At 42.7% G+C, this 23,199-nt stretch carries 21 protein-coding genes; 13 read left to right on the forward strand and 8 right to left on the reverse strand.

Annotation, left to right across the window (positions count from 1 at the left end; all coding sequences use genetic code 11):
- The first annotated feature begins 477 nt into the window (after positions 1 to 477).
- The 3 genes from EZV76_RS05220 to EZV76_RS05230 all read left to right on the forward strand — a co-directional run bounded on the left by EZV76_RS05220 (position 478) and on the right by EZV76_RS05230 (position 1,865).
- Positions 478 to 891, forward strand: coding sequence for a hypothetical protein (locus EZV76_RS05220; protein WP_136565560.1), 414 nt, complete (start codon positions 478 to 480; stop codon positions 889 to 891).
- A 130-nt stretch (positions 892 to 1,021) separates the two neighbouring features.
- Positions 1,022 to 1,474: a hypothetical protein gene (locus EZV76_RS05225; protein ID WP_136565561.1), complete on the forward strand. Its 453-nt coding sequence runs from the start codon at positions 1,022 to 1,024 to the stop codon at positions 1,472 to 1,474.
- Between the two features lie 70 nt (positions 1,475 to 1,544).
- Positions 1,545 to 1,865 carry a hypothetical protein gene (locus EZV76_RS05230; RefSeq protein WP_136565562.1) on the forward strand — a complete coding sequence of 107 codons (321 nt, stop codon included), beginning with the start codon at positions 1,545 to 1,547 and terminating at the stop codon, positions 1,863 to 1,865.
- A gap of 368 nt (positions 1,866 to 2,233) precedes the next feature.
- Here EZV76_RS05230 and EZV76_RS05235 read toward each other — a convergent pair whose 3' ends face one another.
- Together EZV76_RS05235 and gldJ are read right to left on the reverse strand one after the other, a co-directional pair.
- Positions 2,234 to 3,508, reverse strand: coding sequence for a UDP-N-acetylmuramoyl-tripeptide--D-alanyl-D-alanine ligase (locus tag EZV76_RS05235; protein WP_136565563.1), 1,275 nt, complete (start codon positions 3,506 to 3,508; stop codon positions 2,234 to 2,236).
- Positions 3,509 to 3,572: 64 nt separating this feature from the next.
- Positions 3,573 to 5,228 (reverse strand): gliding motility lipoprotein GldJ, encoded by a 1,656-nt coding sequence (gene gldJ, locus EZV76_RS05240; protein WP_136565564.1) that lies wholly within the window; start codon positions 5,226 to 5,228, stop codon positions 3,573 to 3,575.
- 385 nt (positions 5,229 to 5,613) lie between these two features.
- Between gldJ and porV the strand changes: the two genes are divergently transcribed.
- The 9 genes from porV to EZV76_RS05285 all read left to right on the forward strand — a co-directional run bounded on the left by porV (position 5,614) and on the right by EZV76_RS05285 (position 15,248).
- Entirely contained in the window at positions 5,614 to 6,759 is a 1,146-nt protein-coding gene (porV, locus tag EZV76_RS05245) for a type IX secretion system outer membrane channel protein PorV (protein ID WP_136565565.1), read from the forward strand.
- An 83-nt stretch (positions 6,760 to 6,842) separates the two neighbouring features.
- Positions 6,843 to 7,334, forward strand: a complete 492-nt coding sequence (cdd, locus tag EZV76_RS05250; protein WP_136565566.1) for a cytidine deaminase — start codon at positions 6,843 to 6,845, stop codon at positions 7,332 to 7,334.
- A gap of 81 nt (positions 7,335 to 7,415) precedes the next feature.
- Complete coding sequence (pdhA, locus tag EZV76_RS05255) at positions 7,416 to 8,414, forward strand: pyruvate dehydrogenase (acetyl-transferring) E1 component subunit alpha (protein ID WP_136565567.1); 999 nt, start codon at positions 7,416 to 7,418, stop codon at positions 8,412 to 8,414.
- Positions 8,415 to 8,418: 4 nt separating this feature from the next.
- Positions 8,419 to 10,047: a dihydrolipoamide acetyltransferase family protein gene (locus EZV76_RS05260; protein ID WP_136565568.1), complete on the forward strand. Its 1,629-nt coding sequence runs from the start codon at positions 8,419 to 8,421 to the stop codon at positions 10,045 to 10,047.
- Positions 10,048 to 10,128: 81 nt separating this feature from the next.
- Positions 10,129 to 11,154 carry a M28 family metallopeptidase gene (locus tag EZV76_RS05265; protein WP_136565569.1) on the forward strand — a complete coding sequence of 342 codons (1,026 nt, stop codon included), beginning with the start codon at positions 10,129 to 10,131 and terminating at the stop codon, positions 11,152 to 11,154.
- Between the two features lie 40 nt (positions 11,155 to 11,194).
- Positions 11,195 to 11,872 carry an SDR family NAD(P)-dependent oxidoreductase gene (locus EZV76_RS05270; protein WP_136565570.1) on the forward strand — a complete coding sequence of 226 codons (678 nt, stop codon included), beginning with the start codon at positions 11,195 to 11,197 and terminating at the stop codon, positions 11,870 to 11,872.
- 70 nt (positions 11,873 to 11,942) lie between these two features.
- A complete protein-coding gene (locus EZV76_RS05275; RefSeq protein WP_136565571.1) occupies positions 11,943 to 12,542 on the forward strand; it encodes a SprT-like domain-containing protein in 600 nt (199 codons plus the stop codon).
- Between the two features lie 168 nt (positions 12,543 to 12,710).
- Positions 12,711 to 13,790 (forward strand): mannose-1-phosphate guanylyltransferase, encoded by a 1,080-nt coding sequence (locus EZV76_RS05280; protein ID WP_136565572.1) that lies wholly within the window; start codon positions 12,711 to 12,713, stop codon positions 13,788 to 13,790.
- A 3-nt stretch (positions 13,791 to 13,793) separates the two neighbouring features.
- Complete coding sequence (locus EZV76_RS05285; protein WP_136565573.1) at positions 13,794 to 15,248, forward strand: DUF389 domain-containing protein; 1,455 nt, start codon at positions 13,794 to 13,796, stop codon at positions 15,246 to 15,248.
- A 37-nt stretch (positions 15,249 to 15,285) separates the two neighbouring features.
- Here the strand turns inward: EZV76_RS05285 and EZV76_RS05290 are convergent, their stop codons facing one another.
- Together EZV76_RS05290 and EZV76_RS05295 are read right to left on the reverse strand one after the other, a co-directional pair.
- Positions 15,286 to 16,053 (reverse strand): ABC transporter ATP-binding protein, encoded by a 768-nt coding sequence (locus EZV76_RS05290; protein WP_136565574.1) that lies wholly within the window; start codon positions 16,051 to 16,053, stop codon positions 15,286 to 15,288.
- Complete coding sequence (locus EZV76_RS05295) at positions 16,053 to 16,790, reverse strand: MlaE family ABC transporter permease (RefSeq protein WP_136565575.1); 738 nt, start codon at positions 16,788 to 16,790, stop codon at positions 16,053 to 16,055. Before EZV76_RS05295 ends, EZV76_RS05290 begins: the two co-directional genes overlap by 1 nt.
- A gap of 116 nt (positions 16,791 to 16,906) precedes the next feature.
- On the opposite strand from EZV76_RS05295, the gene pafA reads away from it, so the two are divergent.
- Positions 16,907 to 18,589 carry an alkaline phosphatase PafA gene (gene pafA / locus EZV76_RS05300; protein ID WP_136565576.1) on the forward strand — a complete coding sequence of 561 codons (1,683 nt, stop codon included), beginning with the start codon at positions 16,907 to 16,909 and terminating at the stop codon, positions 18,587 to 18,589.
- A gap of 41 nt (positions 18,590 to 18,630) precedes the next feature.
- Here the strand turns inward: pafA and EZV76_RS05305 are convergent, their stop codons facing one another.
- From EZV76_RS05305 to EZV76_RS05320, 4 genes are all read right to left on the reverse strand, one after another.
- Positions 18,631 to 19,065, reverse strand: a complete 435-nt coding sequence (locus EZV76_RS05305) for a hypothetical protein (RefSeq protein ID WP_136565577.1) — start codon at positions 19,063 to 19,065, stop codon at positions 18,631 to 18,633.
- Positions 19,066 to 19,076: 11 nt separating this feature from the next.
- Complete coding sequence (locus tag EZV76_RS05310) at positions 19,077 to 20,972, reverse strand: hypothetical protein (RefSeq protein ID WP_136565578.1); 1,896 nt, start codon at positions 20,970 to 20,972, stop codon at positions 19,077 to 19,079.
- A gap of 198 nt (positions 20,973 to 21,170) precedes the next feature.
- On the reverse strand, positions 21,171 to 22,013 hold the full coding sequence (locus tag EZV76_RS05315; RefSeq protein WP_136565579.1) for a glycosyltransferase family 2 protein: 843 nt from the start codon (positions 22,011 to 22,013) through the stop codon (positions 21,171 to 21,173).
- A 61-nt stretch (positions 22,014 to 22,074) separates the two neighbouring features.
- Positions 22,075 to 23,133, reverse strand: a complete 1,059-nt coding sequence (locus tag EZV76_RS05320; RefSeq protein ID WP_136565580.1) for a 3-oxoacyl-ACP synthase III family protein — start codon at positions 23,131 to 23,133, stop codon at positions 22,075 to 22,077.
- Positions 23,134 to 23,199 lie beyond the last annotated feature (66 nt).

Here is a 23,199-nt window from a genome sequence, read left to right on the forward strand (position 1 = left end):
TTTACGATTGATTCCGTGTTCTTCTTCTTTGTCATTTTAAGTGTTTTAAATGGTTAATGAATCCATCTTCAAGGCTAGCCTTGAAGATAACAAAACCATCACTTATCTTTAGACCAAGTTCAGTCCACTTTTAGTTGAAGATTTACACCATTGACCGACTTTAGATCTGACCAAATCAGTTTTACCTATCCAGACAGTATGGTTTCATTTCAATTTTATGACCAGCCAAAATTGGCAACGTATAGAAAGAATTGTAATGGACAGGTTTTTTTGTTAAGTGAGATCAGTGATCTGATCAATGCGTATGGACTTCCGACAGAAGAGAAATCCCAAACACACGAAAGTTTAAGATTCGATAAATACATAGAAGCTCAAGTGTGGGATGATGAAATAATAAATGAATATAAAAAACAAAGTAAACCAAACCGATAACTGAAGGTTATACGAGAGCGTTGTAAAACATTTAAACTAAACATTATGAAAAGACTTTTAATCATATTTTTTATTGTTCCTCTAATGTCCATGACAATTGAAAATGATAGAGCAAAATTTGTTGGTAAATGGATTGGAGAAGACAAAAAAGAAATTGGATATCTGAATTTTGATTCTGAAGGGTATGCTTTTTTTGAAATTCAAGGACAAGTTTTTGGAGGTAAGGAATTTATTTTTGATGGAAAAAAAGGAAAAATGACGTATGAAATTAATAGTGATACAAACCCAATTGAAGTGGATTTAATAGTAACTAAACTGGAGAGCGGAGAGCAAAAAAAGTTACTTTGTATTGCACAATTTATTGATAATGACACTATGAAATTTGCAATCAGTTTTGAGGAAAAAAGGGCGACTGAATTTGACACTGAAAACTCAATTATATTTAAACGTGAAAAATAGAAACGTTTTACAACAATGGCCGTAAGTAATTGCAAGTACACAAAAATTCATAGTCGAGAGCGTTGGTAAAGTTCAAATAAAAGATTCTCTTTAGGGTTCAGGGTATTTTAAATGACATGCAAAGAAAGAAATGAGTAGGGTAAAAAACTTTCTAGAGGGGTTGGATGATCATGAATTGGCCTATTTCGCAAAATTCAAGCTTCCTACATATATGAAAGTTACTCAATCGGAGATCAAGGAGTATTTGGTAGAAAGAAACCTGAACGAATCAAAGATTGACCGATTGATTTTGGAAAATCCAAAATCCAAATTAGGTGATGACCGAGAAAGGTGCCCAAGATGCTATTCGGACAAAATTAGAAAGGATAAGGTGGAGTGGACCAATACTGGCGGTGGAATAGGTATTGAAGATGAAGTTGCAACGTGGGACGGATTTGGAGGTAGGGCAACCTATAAAAATGAAGTAATATGCAATGTCTGTGGGTTTTGGTTGGAAGACCCCAATCAGGAAAGGCCATTGCCCACATCAAAGAAAGCATTATATGTAATCTGGGATTTTGTACTGGGAGTGTTACGGCATTAAAAGGCAGTACATTTTTAAAATCAATTTTAAATAAACGATAAAGACAAGTTAGGCGCAATTTTAAATTTAAATGAACAAATTAGACTACAGCATATCATTGAGGGCAAAAGGTCTTGGCGCGGAGGAGATAAAAAAGAAAATGGAAGAGAAGGGGTTTGATGATTCTGAAATACAGTACTATTTGAAAAAATCAGATGAAATATTTCTAGATCAGTCCATTCACTATAAAGGATTGAAGTCAAGAGGGACAAACAAAAACACTCTTAGAATGATATCTCTGGTCCTTACTCTTTTGCTCTTGTTCAGTGTGTTTTTTGGTTATGTAAGGATAGGTTTGCTGGGGCTGGTTATTTTATGGAGTATAGTTGGAATTGTTACACGCAGATCATAATGGAATTGTTCAATTAAACGATGAAGAGTATCATTAAAGTTCTATTAAGCATACCTTCCATTATCGGACTAGCTTATTTGTGGACCTTCATTGATCCTAAATCGATTGCTTGGTTTTCAAATAACTTGGTATCCTACGAGTATCAAAGTCCAATAGTAAATAGTTTGATATTGATTCAGCTAGTGTTTTTATTATATCGGTTATGGAGCTATAAAAACATTGAAAAGGAGAAAAAATCAACATGGACTTTCTTATTGATTGCATTCAATGTTGTTACCAGTCTTATTTATATCTGGCAAAAGGATGACCAATTTGAATCAATGAATCAAAAAACGATCCAAGGGTAATAAGTTCAACCAACGATAGATTTACAGGAGCTCCAACACCCGTTCCAAGGCCATGCCCCGTGATCCCTTGATCAGTAAGGTGCCCTTGGGTAGGGGGTTTTTGGCCAGATGCTGCTTTAGATTATCAAACGATCGGTAGGTGTTCAAAGTGGTCGTGGTGCCAAAGAAGTTTTCACCCACCAGATACACCGAGTTAAAATCCAACCCAGCGGCCAGATCGGCAATGGCTTGGTGTTCTTCCGTAGCCGTTTGGCCCAGTTCAAACATATCGCCAATGATCAGTACCTTGTTCGAGGCCTCCATCAGGTTAAAATTCTCCAAAGCGGCCCGCATGCTGGTGGGGTTGGCGTTGTAGGCATCCAAAATAATATGGTGGCCGTTCTTTTCCATGATCTGCGAGCGGTTGTTCTGCGGGGCGTAGGCTTCCAAGGCCGCCTTGATATCCTCCAATGGCACATTAAAATATTTGCCCATCACAATGGCGGCACAGCAATTGGGGAAGTTGTATTTTCCAATGAGTTGGGTCTCCATTCGGGTGCCTTCGGCCTCCAAGACCACATAGGGGTTGGCCCCCATATATTGGATGTTGTAGTACTGGTGGTCTTCCGTGCTAAAGCCCATCTTTTTTACGTAGCTGCCCAGTTTTTCCGCTTGTATGGGGTCATCGGCATTCATAAAAATGTACTTGTCGTGGGTCATCAGATGGTCGTACAGCTCACTTTTTCCCTCGATCACGCCTTCCACGCTGCCAAAACCCTCGAGGTGGGCCTTTCCAAAATTGGTGATGTAGCCAAAATCCGGCTGGGCAATATTGCTCAGAAAAGCGATCTCTTTTTTGTGGTTGGCCCCCATTTCCACAATGGCAATCTCTGTATCCTTCGTAATGGACAAAAGGGTGAGGGGCACGCCAATATGGTTGTTCAGGTTGCCCTGGGTGGCAATGGTTCTATACGTTTTGGAAAGCACGGCATTGATGAGCTCCTTGGTCGTGGTCTTGCCATTGCTCCCGGTAAGCCCAATGATGCGGGCCTTGCTTTGCTTTCGGTGGTACAGGGCCAGTTCTTGGAGGGTATCCAGTACGTTTTGGCAGAGGATATATTGGCCGGAGGCATTGTATTCCTCTTCATCGATCACGGCGTAGGCGGCTCCTTTTTCCAAGGCATCCTTGGCAAAGGCATTGCCGTTGAAGTTGGGTCCCTTGAGCGCGAAGAACAGGCAGTTTTTGGTGATCTTTCGCGTGTCCGTACAGATAACGGGATGCTCCAAAAAGAGCTCGTGAAGCTGTTTCATTGTCATAAATCGAAGATAAAAAAAAGCCCCAACTAAATGTCAGGGCCTTTTAAAAATACTCTAGCTATTATTATTTTGCTTTCTTGTGCCTCACACTCTTGTTCTTGGTCTTGGATTTAGACCCGACCCTGGACATGGCACATCTGAATCCGATGTCGTCCGTGGCCATATATTGAGGCAAATATCTTCGTTGTGCGGGATCCAACCAGAAGGCGCGGTCTCTCCACGAACCTCCTTTGTATACCCGTACCTCATCATTGATCAATGAAGTCCTGTAGTTGGAAGTGTCGTACTGACGGACAAGGTTTCCTGTGGAATCACGCTCTACCTTATGCTTTGGTGAATCGTACATTTTTCTGTTTTCGGATTCATCGCTGAACCTTTGGAAGAATCGTGAAGAACCTGGGTCGCCATCACGATAACCACGGTTGTCACTATGGTCAAAGTTGGTCCTTAGATAAGTTTCTTCATCGCCAACCGGTACTTCCTTGATCTCTCCGGGAAGGTTTACGGCTACGATTTTACCATTAGGTAAGGTGTCATATACGATTTGGTCCTCAAGGATCTCCACTTTTCCATCCTCGCCAATGGCCTTTTTCATGAACACGTTTCCACGGTAGTAGTTAAAGTCGCTGATCTCGTCATCCACAATGGGACGGTATACATCGGCAACCCACTCGCTCACGTTACCGGCCATGTCGTATAGACCAAAATCGTTGGGTTTGTATGATTTTACTTGGGCGGTGATATCGGCACCGTCATCGGACCATCCGGCAATACCGCCGTAATCCCCTTTACCTTGCTTAAAGTTGGCCAACTGGTCTCCACGACCTACACGCTGCCCGTTTCGGGTGTAGTCCCCTTCCCAAGGATATTTTTTTCTACCTCTGTAGTTATTGTACTCTCTGGTTCCAACAAGGGCCTGTGCCGCATATTCCCATTCTGTTTCGGTGGGAAGTCTGTATTCTGGCATGATCACCCCGCTACTTCTTTTGGCAAAAGCGTTGATGGAATCCTTCTTTTGTTTTCCTTGCAAGGAGTCTATTTGACCACCATACACGGATTCAGGATTGTTTAAGTAAGCCTCTGTGCTGAACGTACCACCTATTTCGCCATTCAATACCTTGTATTTGGCATCATCTGCCAAAAAGCCTTCTCTTTCCAACATTACCTCGTTGACCCTGTCGGTTCTCCACTCGGCATATTGGGAAGCTTGTACCCAGTTCACACCAACTACGGGATATTCCGCATAAGCCGGGTGTCTTAGGTAGTTGTTGGTCATGGTCTCATTAAAGCCCAATCGGTTTCTCCAGACCAAGGTATCGGGCAATGCCCCTTTATAGATATTGGCGTAGTTGGGATTGTCGGGCGGGTATACCGCTTTAAGGTAATCCAAGTACTCCAAGTACATTACGTTGGTCACCTCGGTTTCATCCATGTAGAACGATTGTACGTGCTGTTGTGTGGGCGTGTTGTTCCAATCGTGCATGATGTCGTCCTGTACCTTTCCTTTTGTAAAGGTTCCACCTTCCACAAAAACGGTTCCCGGAGGAGTTTCCTGCTCTTTGAAATCCGAATTGTATTGAAAACCTCCTTCCTTGGCATTTATTTTCCATCCCGTGGCTCTGGAGACGTTCTTAGAAGAGGATGAAGAGTTTTTACAACTTGAAAAACTTGCCATCACAATAACGGAAGAAAGTACAACTTTGATAAAGTGTTTTTTCATAATTTGGGCTTGAGTACTTTAAGACTTTGGGCATTTTGCCCTAAGCTACTTCAACTTGTTTTGATTTATTTTAATCCTTACAATGGCTTAAAACGGTGTTTTGTCCAGAATATTTTGCATTCATAAAATAATTGTGGCAAAATGGTTGCACATCTTTGCTACACTTTTGTAACGCAGATAGCACAAAAATAGTATGGGTTACCCGAGTTTTAACGGTTTTGAACGATCTGTTGAAGACAAATAATCATTTAATGTATACTTTTGTTCGAAACATTTAGGCAAAAAAAGCATGTATGATTACACGAATTTGCACAAAAAACCGTTTACATGTAATATGTTTAATTGTTAGAAATCTCGAATCTCTTCTAAACACTAAAAAATAAGAATGAAAAAGTTACTATTGGTGGTAGTGTTACTTGCTATGGCCCCACGATTGAGAGCACAACAAGAAAGGGTTATCACAACAGCAGTTCCATTTTTAACCATTGCCGCGGATGCAAGGGCATCGGGTATGGGAGATATGGGAGTGGCCACATCCGTTGACGCTTATTCACAACAATGGAACCCTGCCAAGTATGCATTTGCCACACAAAAGATTGGTGTTGGAGTCAGTTATACCCCTTATCTGGAGAGCATCGTCAATGATGTTTCGTTATTGAATGCCAATTTCTACAATAAAATCAATGATAGAAGTGCGTTTGCTGTTGGGTTGAGGTATTTTGGACTGGGTGAGATTGAGCTCAGACAAACCATTGATGAAGACCCAACCTTGGTAAAACCCAATGAGTTTGCCATAGATGGATCATATTCCCTTAAACTGAGCCAGACTTTTTCCATGGCAGTGGGAGGGCGTTTTATTAGCTCAAACCTTAGGTTTCAAGATGGTACACAAGACTCTAAGGCAGCCAATGCTTTTGCCGTTGACATAGCTGGTTTTTATCGTTCAAGAGAGGTTTTTTACAACAGCTTTGATGGACGCTGGAGGGCTGGTTTCAACATTTCCAATATTGGTGGTTCCTTGCAATATGATGAAGGGGGACAAGAAAACTTTTTACCTACCAACCTGAAGTTTGGTGGAGGATTCGATTTCATATTCGATCAAGATAATGTATTGGCGGTCAGCACCGAATTTAACAAGCTATTGGTGCCCACTCCTAGGGATTTTAATGGAGATGGTGTAATTACTTCGGAAGATAATGACGAATACCACAACATCAGTTTCTTTAGCGGTATTTTTGAGTCCTTTGGAGACGCACCGGATGGTTTTAGTGAAGAGCTTAAGGAGATTACATGGTCTTTAGGAGCAGAATATAAGTTTAGGGAAACCTTTATGCTGCGAGGAGGGTATTTTAATGAGAGCGAGGAAAAGGGTTCAAGGAAGTTCTTTACCTTGGGTGCAGGATTTAAGTTTAAGACCGCACAAATAGACTTGTCCTATCTGTTTTCAAATTCGCAGGTCAAGAACCCTCTCGAAAACACCTTGCGTTTTTCACTTACCTTTAATTTTGGGGAAGAGTTTTATAACGATTGATGATCAAATCGCATATCAGTATATAAGAAAAACCTGTCCATCGACAGGTTTTCTTATTTTTGGAAAACACGGATTACATCGCAATGGAAAGAAAACAGATTGGTTTTGAACTCTTGATTTTTGAGGATGCAAATGAATTGTCACAAAACGAGCAAAAATTGTTGCACACAGCTGAGCAGGCGCGCGAGAATGCATATGCTCCATATTCAAGATTTAAGGTAGGTGCCGCAGTTTTGCTGGAAAATGGGGAGGTGGTCATAGGAAACAATCAGGAGAATGCATCTTACCCTTCAGGCCTATGCGCAGAGCGGGTGGCCGTGTTTCAAGCGGGTGCCAAATATCCCGGAGTGGCTATTAAGGCAGTGGCCATCAGTGCTGCATCGCAAGACCATGTGCTCCAAATGCCGGCTGCTCCTTGTGGAAATTGCAGGCAATCCATCATGGAATATGAACAAAAGCAGAATGCACCTATCGTTCTTTTGTTAAAAGCGGAAAAGGGTCCAGTTTATAAATGTGCATCCATGGCCGATATATTGCCGTTGGCCTTCAACAGTGCATTTTTGAGCGATTCTTAAACCAATACTTTTTCCAAAGCAGATATATATGTATTTTTGCTCCTCCCCAGCACAGGGGAATTTCACATAATTGTATCGTTGATGAAAAAAATCACCAAAGAAGTTTACTTGAAATGGTATGAGGACATGTTGTTCTGGAGAAAATTCGAGGACAAATTGGCCGCAGTTTATATACAACAAAAGGTTAGAGGTTTTCTCCACCTGTACAATGGTCAAGAAGCTGTTTTGGCGGGATCTTTGCACGCCATGGACCTTACCAAAGACAGAATGATCACAGCGTATCGTAACCACGTTCAGCCTATAGGTATGGGAGTTGACCCAAGACGTGTTATGGCAGAATTGTATGGAAAAGTTACCGGAACCTCCAAAGGTATGGGTGGATCTATGCACATATTCTCCAAAGAGCACCGATTCTATGGTGGGCACGGAATTGTAGGAGGTCAGATTCCATTGGGAGCTGGACTTGCCTTTGGCGATAAATATTTCAAAAGAGATTCGGTTACCTTGTGTTATATGGGCGATGGAGCCGTACGCCAAGGTTCCTTGCACGAAGCGTTCAACTTGGCCATGCTATGGCAATTGCCTGTAGTTTTCATCTGTGAAAACAATGGCTATGCCATGGGAACTTCTGTAGCTAGAACCTCGTACTCAACTGAAATCTGGAAACTGGGATTGGGGTATGAGATGCCTTGTGGTCCCGTGGACGGTATGGATCCAGCTATTGTGGCCAAGGAAGTGGACAAAGCGGTGGAACGTGCCAGAACAGGAGGAGGTCCTACATTCTTGGAAATGAAAACGTATCGCTATCGTGGACATTCCATGTCGGATGCGCAGCACTATAGAACCAAGGAAGAGGTGGAAGAATACAAAAAGATTGATCCGATCACACAAGTAAAGGATATTATTCTTGAAAAAGGATATGCCACTGCAGATGAGATCAAGGCAATCGATAAAAGAGTGAAAGACTTGGTTTCGGAATGTGAGAAATTTGCGGAAGAATCAGATTTTCCACCAAAAGAACAATTGTACGATACAGTTTACGAACAAGAAGACTATCCATTTTTACAACATAAATTATAAGTAGATGGCAGAAGTAATCAACATGCCCAGATTGAGCGACACCATGGAGGAAGGTACTGTGGCAAAGTGGCTCAAGAAAGTAGGGGACAAAGTGGAAGAAGGCGATATTTTGGCCGAAATAGAAACTGATAAGGCCACCATGGAGTTTGAATCCTTTCATGAAGGGACCCTGCTCCACATTGGTATTGAAGAAGGAGACGGCGCACCGGTTGATTCACTTTTGGCCATTATTGGAGAAGAAGGAGAAGATATTTCTGCCTTGCTCAATGGCGGAGGTACTCCGCAAGAGGAAAAAGCAGCAACGCCAGAAGCAAAAACTGAGGCTCCTGCACCAGTTGAAACTCCAGCTGCACCAGCGGCCATACCAGAAGGTGTTGAAATCATTACTATGCCTAGGTTGAGCGACACAATGGAGGAAGGTACTGTGGCGAGTTGGTTGAAAAAGGTAGGAGATGCCATTGAAGAAGGCGATATCTTGGCAGAGATTGAAACCGACAAGGCTACCATGGAGTTTGAGTCTTTTTACTCAGGAACCTTGTTGCACATTGGTATCCAAGAAGGGGAAGGAGCTCCAGTAGATTCACTTTTGGCCATCATTGGCCCAGAAGGAACCGATATAGACGCGGTATTGAAAGCGCAATCCGGTGGAGGTGCCATTGCCAGTGCTCCAAAAGTAGAAGCTCCACAAGAAGCAAAAGCTGAGGAAGCTGTAAAAGAAGAAGTGGTTGCCACACCAAACGGACAACGCATTTTTGCATCTCCCTTGGCCAAGAAAATAGCAGGGGATAAAGGGATTGACCTAGCCAACGTAAAAGGCTCTGGTGATCATGGAAGAATTGTCAAGAAAGATGTAGAGAACTATCAGCCTTCAAAAACAGCCGCACCTGCTGCCGTTGAAAAAGTAGCGGAGGCATCTGCGCCAGTAGTGCCTGTAAGCTTGCCTGTTGGAGAGGAAAGTATGGAGGAAGTGAAGAATTCAACCATGCGTAAGGTTATTGCCAAGCGTTTGGGAGAATCTAAATTCTCTGCACCACACTATTATCTTACCATTGAAGTGGATATGGATAATGCCAAGGCTTCACGTGCTCAAATCAATGAGTTGCCAGATACCAAGGTGTCGTTCAACGATATGGTATTGAAAGCTTGTGCCATGGCGTTAAAAAAACATCCTCAGGTGAATACCTCATGGAATGGTGATACTACAATCTACAAACAGCATGTGCATATGGGAGTGGCCGTAGCTGTTGATGATGGTCTTGTAGTGCCTGTTATCAAGTTTGCCGACCAACTTTCATTGACCCAACTTGGGACTGCAGTAAAGGATTTGGCTGGTAGGGCTCGAAACAAAAAAATCAAACCCGATGAAATGGAAGGAAGCACGTTCACCGTCTCCAACTTGGGAATGTTCGGGATATTGGAATTTACCTCCATTATCAATCAGCCCAATTCGGCCATTCTATCCGTAGGGGCTATTGTGGATAAGCCAGTGGTAAAGAATGGAGCCATTGTGGCAGGTAGTACTATGAAAATTACTTTGGCTTGCGATCACAGAACCGTGGACGGAGCCACAGGGGCACAGTTCTTACAGACGCTTAGGGCTTATCTGGAAAACCCTGTGACCATGTTGGCATAGTGTATTAAAATCACACCTATATAAGAAGCATCCTTTTAAGGATGCTTTTTTTATCTTTAGAAAATTCAAAAAACGAAAACAATGAAATCCATTTTATACACTCTTTTATCTCTATTCGTATTGAGTTGTGGTTCAACCCGAGTACAGGAAACCACCACTTTGGTTTCTTCTGCTTCAAGAACAAGTGCGGCGGCATCTACGGAACAGATGACTGCTTCGTCCAAAAAAGGTTCGGATACCTTTTCCAATGCCGATAGGATTGGGTCGATCATGAACTACCTGGCCTCGGACGAGTTGAAAGGACGTGATTCTGGAAGCGAAGGCATTGAAATGGCTGCAAAATATATTGAAGATTACTTCAAATCCAATGGAGTGGCACCTTATTTTGAATCGTACCGAGATACCCTTACCAATTTTAAGGATCCTTCGTATAATATTGTGGGGATTGTGGAAGGTAACGACCCAAATTTGAAAGGAGAGTATATTCTGATTGGTGCCCATTACGATCATATCGGGACCATAGCCCCAGAGAATGGAGATTATATTGCCAATGGAGCTAATGATAATGCTTCGGGAACAACTTCCGTAATGGAATTGGCGCGATATTTCGGGACTAAGAAAAGTAACAAACGAAGCCTGATTTTCGCACTCTTCAGTGCAGAGGAAAAAGGATTATTGGGGTCTGAGCATCTGGCCAAGAAATTGAAGGAGCAGAATCTGAACCTGTATGCCATGCTCAATTTTGAAATGACCGGGGTGCCTTTGGTGGGGAAGGATTATTTCATGTATATCACGGGTTATGACAACTCTAATCTTGCCGAGGTGTGCAATACCTACGCTAAGGAAAATCTAGTGGGATTTTTGCCGACGGCCAAGGAATACAATCTCTTTCAGCGATCAGATAATTATCCATTCCACAAAGAGTTTGGAGTGCCTTCCCATACATTTTGCACGTTTGATTTTACCAACTTTGGCCATTATCATAAAGTAGGGGATGAAGTGGATATCATGGATTTTGAACACATGGCCACCTTGGTGAACAAGTCCATTCCCTTTCTGGAGGGAATTGCCAACGCACCAACACAAGAAATACAAGCAACCAAGTAATTTAAACGGTCACCTCGAGCGCAGTCGAGAGGTCTTGCTTATGGCAAACATTATCATTACAGGAACAAGTAGGGGAATTGGTTTTGAATTGGTCAAATTGTTTACCCAAGAAGGGCATCAGGTATTGGCACTGTCCAGAAATGCCCAACCTATTACCAATTTAAAACTACCCAATGTCCATGCCTTTTCCTTTGATTTGGGAAACCCATCGGATTTTGATAAAGTGGATGAGTTCCTAAAACAGTGGGAATCCGTGGACGTTCTTATCAACAATGCCGGACGTCTGTTGAACAAACCTTTTTTGGAAATCTCTTCAGACGAGTTTGAAGCCGTTTACAAAGTAAATGTGTTCGGTGTAGCCGAGATGACCAAAAGAGTGCTCCCCAAGATGGGTAAAACGGGTCATGTGGTCACGGTAAGTTCTATGGGTGGGGTGCAGGGCAGTGTGAAATTTCCCGGATTGTCTGCCTATAGCTCCAGTAAGGGGGCGGTCATTACCCTGACCGAACTTTGGGCCGAAGAGTTTAAAGAAACCGGGCCAAGCTTTAATGTGCTGGCCTTGGGTGCCGTGCAGACCGAGATGCTGGAAGAGGCATTTCCAGGTTACCAAGCTCCCGTGACCGCATTGGAAATGGCTATGTACATCAAGGATTTTTCCCTCAACGGACAAAAAATGTACAACGGAAAGTTGTTGCAGATAAGCAATAGCACACCTTAATGGGAAGGATTCTTTTAGATTTGTCTTTTGAGATATCTGAGGTCTCTGGCAAACCTGTAAATTTGTCTCAGTGGAAACCACCCTTCAAAAATACCTCCCAGAACGAGCTGTGACTCCTTGTTTTGAGTTGATCAAAACCCACGGGGTACATCTTAAAATTGTTAGCCATAGGGTTACCCGTCATGGAGATTATCGAAGAATGCCCAACGGACTCCACCAGATTACGGTCAATGCCTCGCTCAATAAATACCGGTTTCTGATTACGCTCGTCCACGAGATAGCGCATTTGGTCGCCTTTGAAACGTACGGTCGCCGAATAAAACCCCATGGCATGGAGTGGAAACGTACCTTTCAGCATTTAATGATTCCATTTATTAGACCAGAGGTGTTCCCATCGCAGTTGTTGCCCATTATTGCCCATCACTTTAAAAACCCAAAGGCCAGCAGTAGTACGGATGCCCGTTTGTCCGTTGCCCTCAAGACGTTTGATATAGAGGATCGGAAGCATAGTTATGTATATGAGTTGCCCTTGGGCAGTGTTTTTAGACTGTACAACGGCAAATTGTATAAAAAGGGAAAGAAAAAAGTAAAGCGGTACGAGTGCGTGGAAATAGCTACGGGCCGATTATATTTGTTTCAACCAAACGCAGAGGTCGAATTGGTAGAATAATTGTCACCTTGAGCGGAGTTGAGAGGTAAACAATAACTCCAAATTGAGTTTTTTATATAAAAGAAAGTAACGTCATTTCGAAATGAGCAAAGCGATTGAGAAATCTCGATCTGATTGTTTCTTAGATTTCTCACATACGTTCGAAATGACAACGCGAAATAAATTAAAATGAACAAGAACTATTATGCAGTTTTAATGGCCGGAGGTGTAGGGTCACGGTTTTGGCCTGTAAGCACAACAGCAAACCCCAAACAGTTTCATGATATGTTAGGTTCTGGAAAGACCTTGATTCAGAAAACATTTGATCGTTTGAATCGGTTTATACCTACCGAAAATATTCTAATCTTGACCAACGAGCGATACAATGACTTGGTTTTGGAGCAGTTGCCACAGGTAAAACCCGAACAGGTGGTATTGGAACCCGCCATGCGTAATACGGCTCCCTGTATACTGTATGCCTCCTTGAAAATCCAAAAAATGAACCCTAATGCGGTGATGATTGTGGCGCCAAGTGACCATTGGATTGAGGACGAGGAAGCTTTTGAGCAAGATGTCACTGCCTGTTTTGAAAAATGTGAAAAGGAGCAAGTGCTCTGCACTTTGGGAATTCAACCTACATTTCCAAACACAGGTTTTGGATATATCGAATTTGAAAAGGGTAGTGACCAAAAACTGAAAAAGGTGTCACAATTCAGGGAAAAACCTGATTATGAAACGGCCAAGGAGTTTTTGGCCCAGGGCAATTTTCTTTGGAATGCAGGCATTTTTATGTGGAGTGCCCAAACCATTGTGGATGCCTTTATGGAATATCAGCCTAGCCAATACAAGTTGTTTGCAGATGGGGTTTCTGTTTACAATACCAATTTAGAGCGGGATTTTATACAAGAAAATTATGCCAAGGCGGAAAACATATCCATAGATTATGCTATCTTGGAGCAATCCAAGTCCATATATACATTACCGGCCACTTTTGATTGGAACGACCTGGGTACCTGGGGGGCTCTCTATGATAAATTGGACAAAGACGAAGCTAATAATGCCGTGGTTAACGGGAAAGTACTTTTGGAAAATGCCAAGGGAAATATGATTCGTTCCCCAAAAGGGAAAATTGTTGTGGTTGATGGGTTGGAAGATTATATCATAGTGGATAAAGAAGAAGTGCTGCTGATTTATCCCAAAGAAAAACAACAGGATATCAAAAAAGTATTGGAGCAAGTCAAGGAAAAGTTTGGAGATCAGTTTACGTAATTTATGGAGGAAAATCAATTTGCCGGGGCTACACCCCCACAACATGATAGTGGAGAGGATGTAAAAAAGGATTTTAAAGGATTATTGGGAAGTGTCCGGAAGTTCCTGTCTGAACTTTTGGAGATTCGGACGAATACGGATGCTGTGGCCACCAAGGAGTCCATTATTGCAGATATTCCTTTTAAGGGGCACACCTCATGGATTTTAATCTGTTCCATTTTTATAGCTTCCATTGGGTTGAATGCCAACTCTACAGCTGTGGTAATCGGAGCCATGTTAATTTCTCCCTTGATGGGTCCCATTTTAGGGATGGGCATGTCCTTGGCCATCAATGATATTGATACCCTGCGAAGATCGTTGAAAAACTTTACCGTAATGGTGGTCTTGAGTGTGATCACGGCCTTCCTGTTTTTCTATCTTTTTCCGCTACGGGACGAGTCCTCTGAATTGTTGGCCCGTACCAAACCGGATATTCGAGATGTACTGATTGCCTTCTTTGGTGGATTGGCCTTGGTCATCGCGCGGGCCAAAAAAGGCACCATAGCTAGTGTAATATTTGGGGTGGCCATTGCAACAGCTCTTATGCCACCCTTATGTACCGTAGGTTTTGGTTTGGCCATAGGTAAGCCTTGGTATGCAGCAGGGGCCATGTACCTTTTTATCATCAATACCATATTTATAGGGCTGGCCACTTTTTTGGTAATCAAATTTTTACGCTTCCCTATGGTGCGCTATGCCAATTCCCAAAGACGGAGGTTTATTGCTAGAGTGGCTTCCATAACAGGTATTTTGGTGATGATTCCAGCAGGATTTACCTTTTATCAAGTATTTCAGGAGTCCCTTTTTACCAAACAGGCCCAAGAGTTTTTGCGGGAGACCATTGAGGTGTATCAATTTAATGGTGCAGGAAGGTATGTGGACAATTTAACCAAATTGGAATACAATGACGGGGAGGCGCCGTTGATAGAGTTGGTCTGTATGGGTGATGAGCTTATTCCAGAAAATGTGGTGAATACATGGAGAACCCAAAAAAGCCAATATTCCAGACTTAAGGATGCCGAGTTGCACATTATTCAGGGAGGAAAGGACGATTCCCAAGAAAAGTTCAACTATGTAAGTGAACTCTATGAAAAAAACAAGGCTGAGTTGTTGAACAAGGACGAGCAAATTAGATTGTTGGAGGAAGAAGTGGCCAGTTTGACCCGAAATGTAGGAAAGCAAATTCCCTTTAGGGAAATCAGCGCCGAGGCCAAAGCCAACTACGAAAACATAACAGGGCTTGGGTTCTCATATCAGATACGGACAGATTTCAACAAATTGGATACCATTCCCGTGTTTGAGGTACAATGGAAAAATGCAGTGGCAAATTCCCAAAAGGAGGCGGATACCAAAAAGATATTGACCTGGTTGAAACTTAGGCTTCAAGATTCGACTCTTGTAATCAAAGAGGTAGAGTGATTTTGTTACTTAGATGCTGCATGTCTGATGTCCGAACCTAGTTGCGTTCCTCCAAATACATTTGTCGCACTTTTTTAAAGAGTTCTGAAGAGTAGACAAAGTCGGTGACCGCCTTGTTGTCTGTCTTGAAGATTTCCTTGTTGGTGCCTTCCCACTCTTTGTAACCGTCCTTTAAAAAAAGGATTTTTTCCCCGATTTCCATCACGGAATTCATATCGTGGGTGTTTATGATGGTGGTAATATTGTATTCTTGAGTGATTTCCTGGATCAGATTGTCTATTAGGATGGCCGTTTTAGGGTCCAGTCCTGAGTTGGGTTCGTCGCAGAACAGGTACTTGGGGTTCATGACGATGGCCCTGGCAATGGCCACCCTTTTTTGCATCCCCCCAGAAATTTCGGAAGGGTACCTTTCGTGGGCATCAATGAGGTTTACCCGTTTTAATACAAAATCCACGCGCTCCTGCATCTCGGCCTTGGATTGTTTGGTGAACATTTCCAAAGGAAACATGACATTGCCTTCCACGGTCATGGAATCGAACAGGGCACTTCCTTGGAATACCATGCCCATTTCCTGTCGAAGGTCTCGTTTCTCATTCATGGTGAGGTCAGAGTATATGCGACCGTTGTAGCAAATTCTCCCTTCTTCAGGTTCAAAAAGGCCTAAAAGGCATTTTAGGAAAACTGTTTTTCCTGAACCACTCTGCCCGATGATCAAGTTGGTTTTGCCTTGTTCAAAACGGGTAGTTATCCCTTTTAAAACATGGTTGTCGCCAAACGATTTGTGGATATTGTCTACTTCGATCATCAGCCTAGGAGCAATTGTGTTAGAACATAATTCAAGATAATAATGACCACACTGGTCCAAACAAATGAGGTTGTACTGGCTTTGCCCACTTCCAAAGCACCGCCCTTCATGTAAAACCCATGGTACGAGGGCAAGGTGGCAATTACAAAGGAAAACACAACGGTCTTTATAAAGGCATACGTAACGTGGAACGAATCAAAATCCAGCTGCAACCCTTTTATAAACTCACCACTGGGGGCATATCCGCCGAAAACTGCGGCGACCCATCCACCCAAGATGCCAACAAACATAGAAATGGCAACCGCAAAGGGGTACATGAGCATGGCAATGATCTTGGGAAACACCAAATAGTTCAAAGAATTGACCCCCATGACATCCAGAGCATCTATCTGCTCCGTTACTCGCATGGTACCAATACTGGAGGTGATATATGAACCCACTTTACCGGCCATAATGATGGAGGTGAAGGTTGGGGCAAACTCCAAAAGCACAGATTGTCGTGTTGCAAATCCAATAAGACTTTTGGGTAAAAACGGACTGTTCAGATTCAAAGCAGTCTGGATGGTAACCACCCCACCAATAAAGAAGGAAATAAAAATGATGATGCCCATGGAGCCATAGATGAGTTCATCGATTTCCTTTAGGATCAGGGTCCTCATGATGGACCACTTGGTAGGCTTTTTAAACACTTCACGTATCATGATGAAGTATTTCCCGATCGCTTCAAGGTAGTTCATGTGCTAAAAAATAGACTTGCGGCCATAAAAATAAGAATATTGTTAAGCTTTTAACCTTGAATTAAAATTTTAAAGAATATAAATGAATAGTTTTGTATCCGTTTGAAACAAAATCCATGAAAAAAACCAACCTTGTTCTCGTACTGCTGATGCTATGCATTAGTGGGATATCCTTCGGTCAACGCAAAAAGAAAAACAATGATGAAATTATGGCTGCCGTGCAGCCAACGGCCATTGCGCAATCGCCAAAACTGGTAGTGGGAATCGTCGTGGACCAAATGCGGTACGACTATCTTACCCGATTTTGGGACCAATATGGTGAAGGGGGTTTTAAACGGTTGGTCAACCAAGGATTCAATTGCAAGAACCATCATTTTAACTATGCGCCTACCAGTACGGGCCCAGGACATGCTTCGGTATATACTGGGACCACTCCGGCTACCCATGGTATTATTGGTAATGCTTGGTACGATAAAACAACAGGCGAAGAGGTATATTGTGCAGGGGATAACAACTATCAATCGGTAGGTACTTCATCGGATGCCGGTCAAATGTCACCACACAGAATGCTTACCACTACGGTGACCGACCAATTGCGATTACATACGCAACAACGAGGCAAGGTCATTGCCGTAGCCTTAAAAGATAGGGGAGCGGTGCTTCCAGGAGGACACATGGCCAATGCTGCATATTGGTATGAAGGGGGAGAGCAAGGAAACTGGATTACAAGTTCATACTATATGGACGCTCTGCCCCAGTGGGTAAATGATTTTAATGCCTCGGATATAGTTGAATCCTACAAAAAACCATGGGAAACTTTGAAGCCCATTGACACCTATGTGCAAAGTGGAACCGATGATAACGTTTACGAAGGAAAGATTGATGGAGAGACCAATACAAAATTTCCCCACGATCTTCCGAAGCTTTGGGAAGACAATGGAAAGTTTGGGTTGCTCAGGGTAACGCCCTTTGGCAATAGCATTACAGCAGATTTTGCCCTGGCGGCTTTAGAAGGTGAAAACTTGGGTGCGGATGCCATTACGGATTTCTTGGCCATCAGTTTTTCCAGTACGGATTATGTAGGACATTTTTTTGGGGTGAATTCCAAGGAAATCCAAGACACCTACCTGAGATTGGACAGAGATTTGGCCCGTTTGTTTTCTACTTTGGATGAAAAGGTGGGAGCAGGCGAATACACCGTTTTCTTGACTGCGGACCATGCGGCCATCCATGTGCCAGCCTATTTGGAAGATCAAAAGATTCCTGCAGGTTATTTGGATATGGGCGGCATGCGCGAACAGCTCATGGAATTTTTAAAATATAGGTTTGGAACCACGGATGTGGTAAAGAACATCTCCAATTATCAATTGTTTTTGGACCATAAGGTGTTGAACAATCTGGATATTGATTTGGATGATGCGGAAGAGATCATTGCCCAAGAAGTATTGGGCTATGATGGTATTTTTAGGGTGTATACAGGCCACCAGATGTGGCAGGGCAATTACACCCAAGGTATTCCCTATATTTTACAGAACGGATATAACCAAAAACGTTCTGGAGATGTCCTTATGGTAACTAGACCTGGTTTTGCTTCCTATGGAAGAACAGGTTCTACCCATGGTTCACCACATATTTATGATACCCATGCACCTTTGTTGCTCTATGGAAAGGGTATTAAACAAGGCAGTACCGTAAACCGTACCGAAATACCGGATATTGCCCCTACCATTGCATCTCTTTTGGGCATTGCGTTCCCTAACGGGACCACGGGCAAGCCGATTGGGGAGGTTTTAAAGTAATTTTAGGGTTACCTTGACATAGATGCCATCACAGTCATAGTTTATTGAGGCAACTCAAAGGCATTTTCCAAAAGGTCGGGGGTAAGCACGTACTCATAAGTGCGTGTTTTGGTTTCTGTGAAAATGGTGCCTTCGGATATCGTGAAAAGTTTAAAATCATCTACAAAGCATAATTCTTCTACATCAGAAGCCAACCCAAAACATCGGTAACCTTTATTAGTCTCTGGAATACGAATTTCAAGCTCAAGTGAACAGAGACCACCGCTGTAATCATCTTCAACATCTATTTGGCACTGATAAGAATCGTTTGTAGAGACAAGTTCTGTGCGTCCAAAATCACTGGTTATAATTAATTCTATTCCGGTTTGATTGGTTAGAATATAAGTATAGGTGCGTGAGTTGGGGCCGTCATATTCTAAACCACTGCCGCACGAGTTAAGCAAGGTTGCTAAAGCTGTTAGTAATAGGTATTTCATTGCTCCAAGTTTTATTTGCAATTATTATACATATAGGAATTAAAAAGTTCTTCTACATACTTTTCAGATGGATTATAGTGTTGGCTTATTAGACGATTCTTCCATGTATGTGGTCCGCGTGATCGATTTAATGAGGCTTGTATTTGTTGTAACGTATAGTCTTGAACCCTATCAACTGGATACTTTGGATTGTTAAATTCTTTTCTTTGATTAAAATTGTCAATTAAGTCAATTACTATAGGGGTGTATTCGTATTTGCTTCCTTGTCTAATCTCCCGGTTCTGTTTCCCAGAGTTGTGCAGACTTAAAGGTTTTTTCGTTCCGATACTCCTTGTTGCTATGTAGTTTGCATAGAATTCTAAATATCTATCATTGGTAACTTCTGTTTCCACACCAGTGGCCCAACTCTCTGCCATGGTCTGTAGTGTGCATCCGGCTCCTCTAATATTGATAAAAAAGGTTCTGTCCATTCTATAATGGCTTGCATGGGTCATTTCATGGGTTACCAATGCATAAATTTCGTCACTTGCCATTGGTTTGCCATTGTCCATTCTTCCCACCCTTATTTCTGAATGTGGGACGAGACTATACCTGCCTCCCGGGTTTAGATCTAAATGGTCTCCAGACTCTTTGGTGTATTGGGCACTAATACGCAACCAACTTTGGTTGGGGTGGTGCAATCCAAACTTGCCTACGGCCCTATTATAAAAATCGTAGGCGGCGTTATGGACCAATGCATAAAACTTTGCCCTACCATAAGAGAAATGTTGGTGCCAGCCCTGTTTTTTATAGGTACGGGTGCCACGGTGCCGCGCATTCCAAAAAATGGTTCCTGCCTTAACAACAAATTTACGATGATTACTATTAAAATATACTGCATATTTTACCCGTTTGGTCTTGGTGCTACTGGTCCTAAACTCCCCTTTGGCATTGGTGCGTGCTCGTTTGATCACCACCAATCCCCATTTGCGTACCCGTACTTCGGCACCCACCACGCCCACATTTCGGCCAATGGCATCTTCATGAACGGTTAAACGGCCATAGGGGTTCCATTTTTTGCGCTTCCACCAACGGGCGGCAGTATCCATGTCTCCTTTTTGCTGTTGGGCCATAAGATGGGCATAGTCTATACGGAGCTGGGGCAGGGAATGCCCTAAAGCAAGGGCCTCGGTATGGGTGTAATGCTTGCCACTTGGGTCGTTGGGCAAAAAGAACCGCAGGGTTTCCAGTTCATCTTCTTCCAAGTTATTGGTGAGTTTTAGGGCCTCCAGTTCCAAAAACTCAAAAAGTTCCCCGTTCTCGTCCAGTTTGGCCAGTGCCTTGCTGGTTTTGGATTGGGGGTGTTGTACGGGTATTTCCCCTTTTTCCATGGTGCCGGTTTCTTCTTCCGGTGCAAAATACAGATTGTTCAGCTTTTGGTGGGCAATGTCCTGTGGAAATCCATAATCCGAGGGGAAAACAGTGTATTGGAAGCCAAAGCTATTGTCTTCCTCCGTGCCTTCATCATCAAAATAATCTCCATCAATGGTAATTTCGTAATCCAGTGGAGCATTGGAGGTGAGTAGTACAGTGTCTGTGGCCAAACGTTCGTACTCTGTGCTGTCCTTGGGCAAAAAACGATAGTAGTAATGTGAGGGTTGTATCTCAACCGTTTTTCCCGACTTGGCCAGTTTGGATTGGGGCAGTTGGTGCTTAAAGGAAGCCATGACCTCATTTAGTGCTTTTTGCATATTGCCCACGGTGTAGGGAATATCCAGCTTTTTTCCTAGCATCCCTTGGGCATTATCCGCCGCCTTGGTGGTTCGGGAAGATATTTTTGTAGGGATGGACTCTTCTTTTTGGCAGGATTGGAATACTATGGCTATAAGTAACCATAGGGATGTATTCCATGGAATTAATTTTTTCATGGTATAGTGTTTTAGGTTTTGGGGCCTGCTGCTTTTTTATGAGGTACAACCCTTAAGAGTTGTTGTAATTGTTTATGCTATAGGAAAGAAAATACGCTCAAAATTGATAAAAGAGTAGGATGAATTGACGGATACCCGTTTTGAATTGACGGATGCCGTTAATACTGCATTTTGGAAGAAAAGTATTGGGGATGAGACTTAGAGCTTAGACCAGATGCCTTGCCAACGATACTTTCGGATAAAGGAGCCTTCTTCTTTGGAAACATAGCGCTTTTGCCGTTGGAAGAATGCTTTTAAGTAGCCCAACAGCGTTTGAAGATACAGTTTAGGGCTTTTGGCCTGCCAAGCCATTTTAAGTGCAGCTAATTTGGCAAGTACAATACTATAACGCATTCTGTACAGGGCTTCACCCTTGGCCTGATAATTTTTAGTGCTGTACCCATGTCCGGTGGGGCGTAGGTGTTTTACTTGGAGTTCAGGAATAGTTTGGGTTTCAAAACCGTGGTATTGGGCCAAAAGCACATCAACAGTATCCCATCCCACACCAGGTCGGAGGCCGTCAATTTTATCAAAACAGGCCTTGTGGTATAGTTTTATGGGGCCACGGATGTGGGATTTGTCCGCAATGTTCTCATAGACCCACTTGCTCTCTTTTTTAATATAGAGTAAGCCAGAGCACATGCCCAATTTCCAGTTGGACTGGAATTGGTTTAAAATAGATTCAAAATAGGTGGGGGGCAAGATGATGTCGGCATCAAACTTGCCAATCAAGTTGTAATCTGAAGCATGTCGTAGTCCAAAGTTGAACGTGTCCACCACTTTTTTTCCAGGTATGTGCTCATTTGTTGATTTTCGCCGATGCACTTTTATCCATGGATGTTTTTTAGCATAATCGGAAGCAATGGCATGGGTATTGTCCGACGAATTATCATCAACAATGATAACCTCATCAGGAATATGGGTCTGTGCCACAAAAGAATCTAAACAACCTTCAAGATAAGCTGCTTCGTTATGGGCAGGAATGATAATGCTGATTCGCATTTGCTAAAATTCCAAAAAACAATCCATAAATCCCAGAAGAACTTGTTGAGATTCCAACTAGTCAATACCTATATGCAATAGCGTTGATGTTCATTCCAGCGCCTACGCTTGCAAATAGCACCACATCTCCTTTTTTTAGTTGATGATCGGATAGTTTTCCTTTCAAGACCAAGTCATAAAGTGTAGGGACCGTGGCTACAGAACTATTCCCTAATTTGTGAATGCTCATGGGCATAATGTCTATGGGGACCTCTTGACCATAGAGTCTGTAAAACCGTTTTATTATGGCTTCGTCCATTTTTTCATTGGCTTGATGGATGAAGATTTTTTTGACCTGATCTATATTAACCCCACTTTTGTCCAGACAATCCTTCATGGCTTGGGGAACATGGGAACAGGCAAATTCATATATTTTTCGGCCGTACATTTTTATGAATCGTGTATCCTTACAGCCTTTTGCTGAATTGGTTTTGTCAAAATAAAGATAGTAGGCTTCCTCATTGGCGTACGTGACAGAAGCATGGGACAGAATTTCCCCAGAAGTATCGGAAGCTTCAATAATAGTGGCACCTGCACCATCTGAAAAAATCATACTATCCCTATCGTGGGGGTCAATGACCCGGGAAAGGGTTTCTCCTCCAATCACCAAACACTTTTTGGCCATTCCGCTTTTGATGAAAGCTGTCGCCTGAATTACACCTTCAATCCAACCGGGGCAACCAAAAATTAGGTCATAGGCCACACATCTTGGATTGTTGATTTTAAGGAGATGTTTTACCCTGGTTGCCAAGCTTGGGAGTGTGTCACCTTGTATTTTTCCATAGGTCATATCACCGAAATTGTGGGCAAAAATGATATAATCCAGTGTTTCTTTGTCAATATTCGCATCCGTCAAGGCTTTCTCGGCGGCCAGAAAACCTAAATCGGAAGTTTTTAGATTAGGTTCGGCATACCTGCGTTCGCCAATTCCTGTAATGGCTTGAAACTTTTCAATGATGGTGCCATTGTCCTGATGGAACGATGAGCCATCCAACTCCAAAAATTCATGTTCCAAAAAATCTTCATTTTTGGTGATTAGGGATGGGATATAACTTCCTGTGCCGGTGATACCAATCTTCATGATGAGGTTTTAGTAGCATACAAATTAGGTATGATGTAACCGCAATGCTATGCACGCATAACAAAG

It is taken from the genome of Flagellimonas alvinocaridis (genome assembly GCF_004916895.1).
Taxonomy (GTDB): domain Bacteria; phylum Bacteroidota; class Bacteroidia; order Flavobacteriales; family Flavobacteriaceae; genus Flagellimonas; species Flagellimonas alvinocaridis.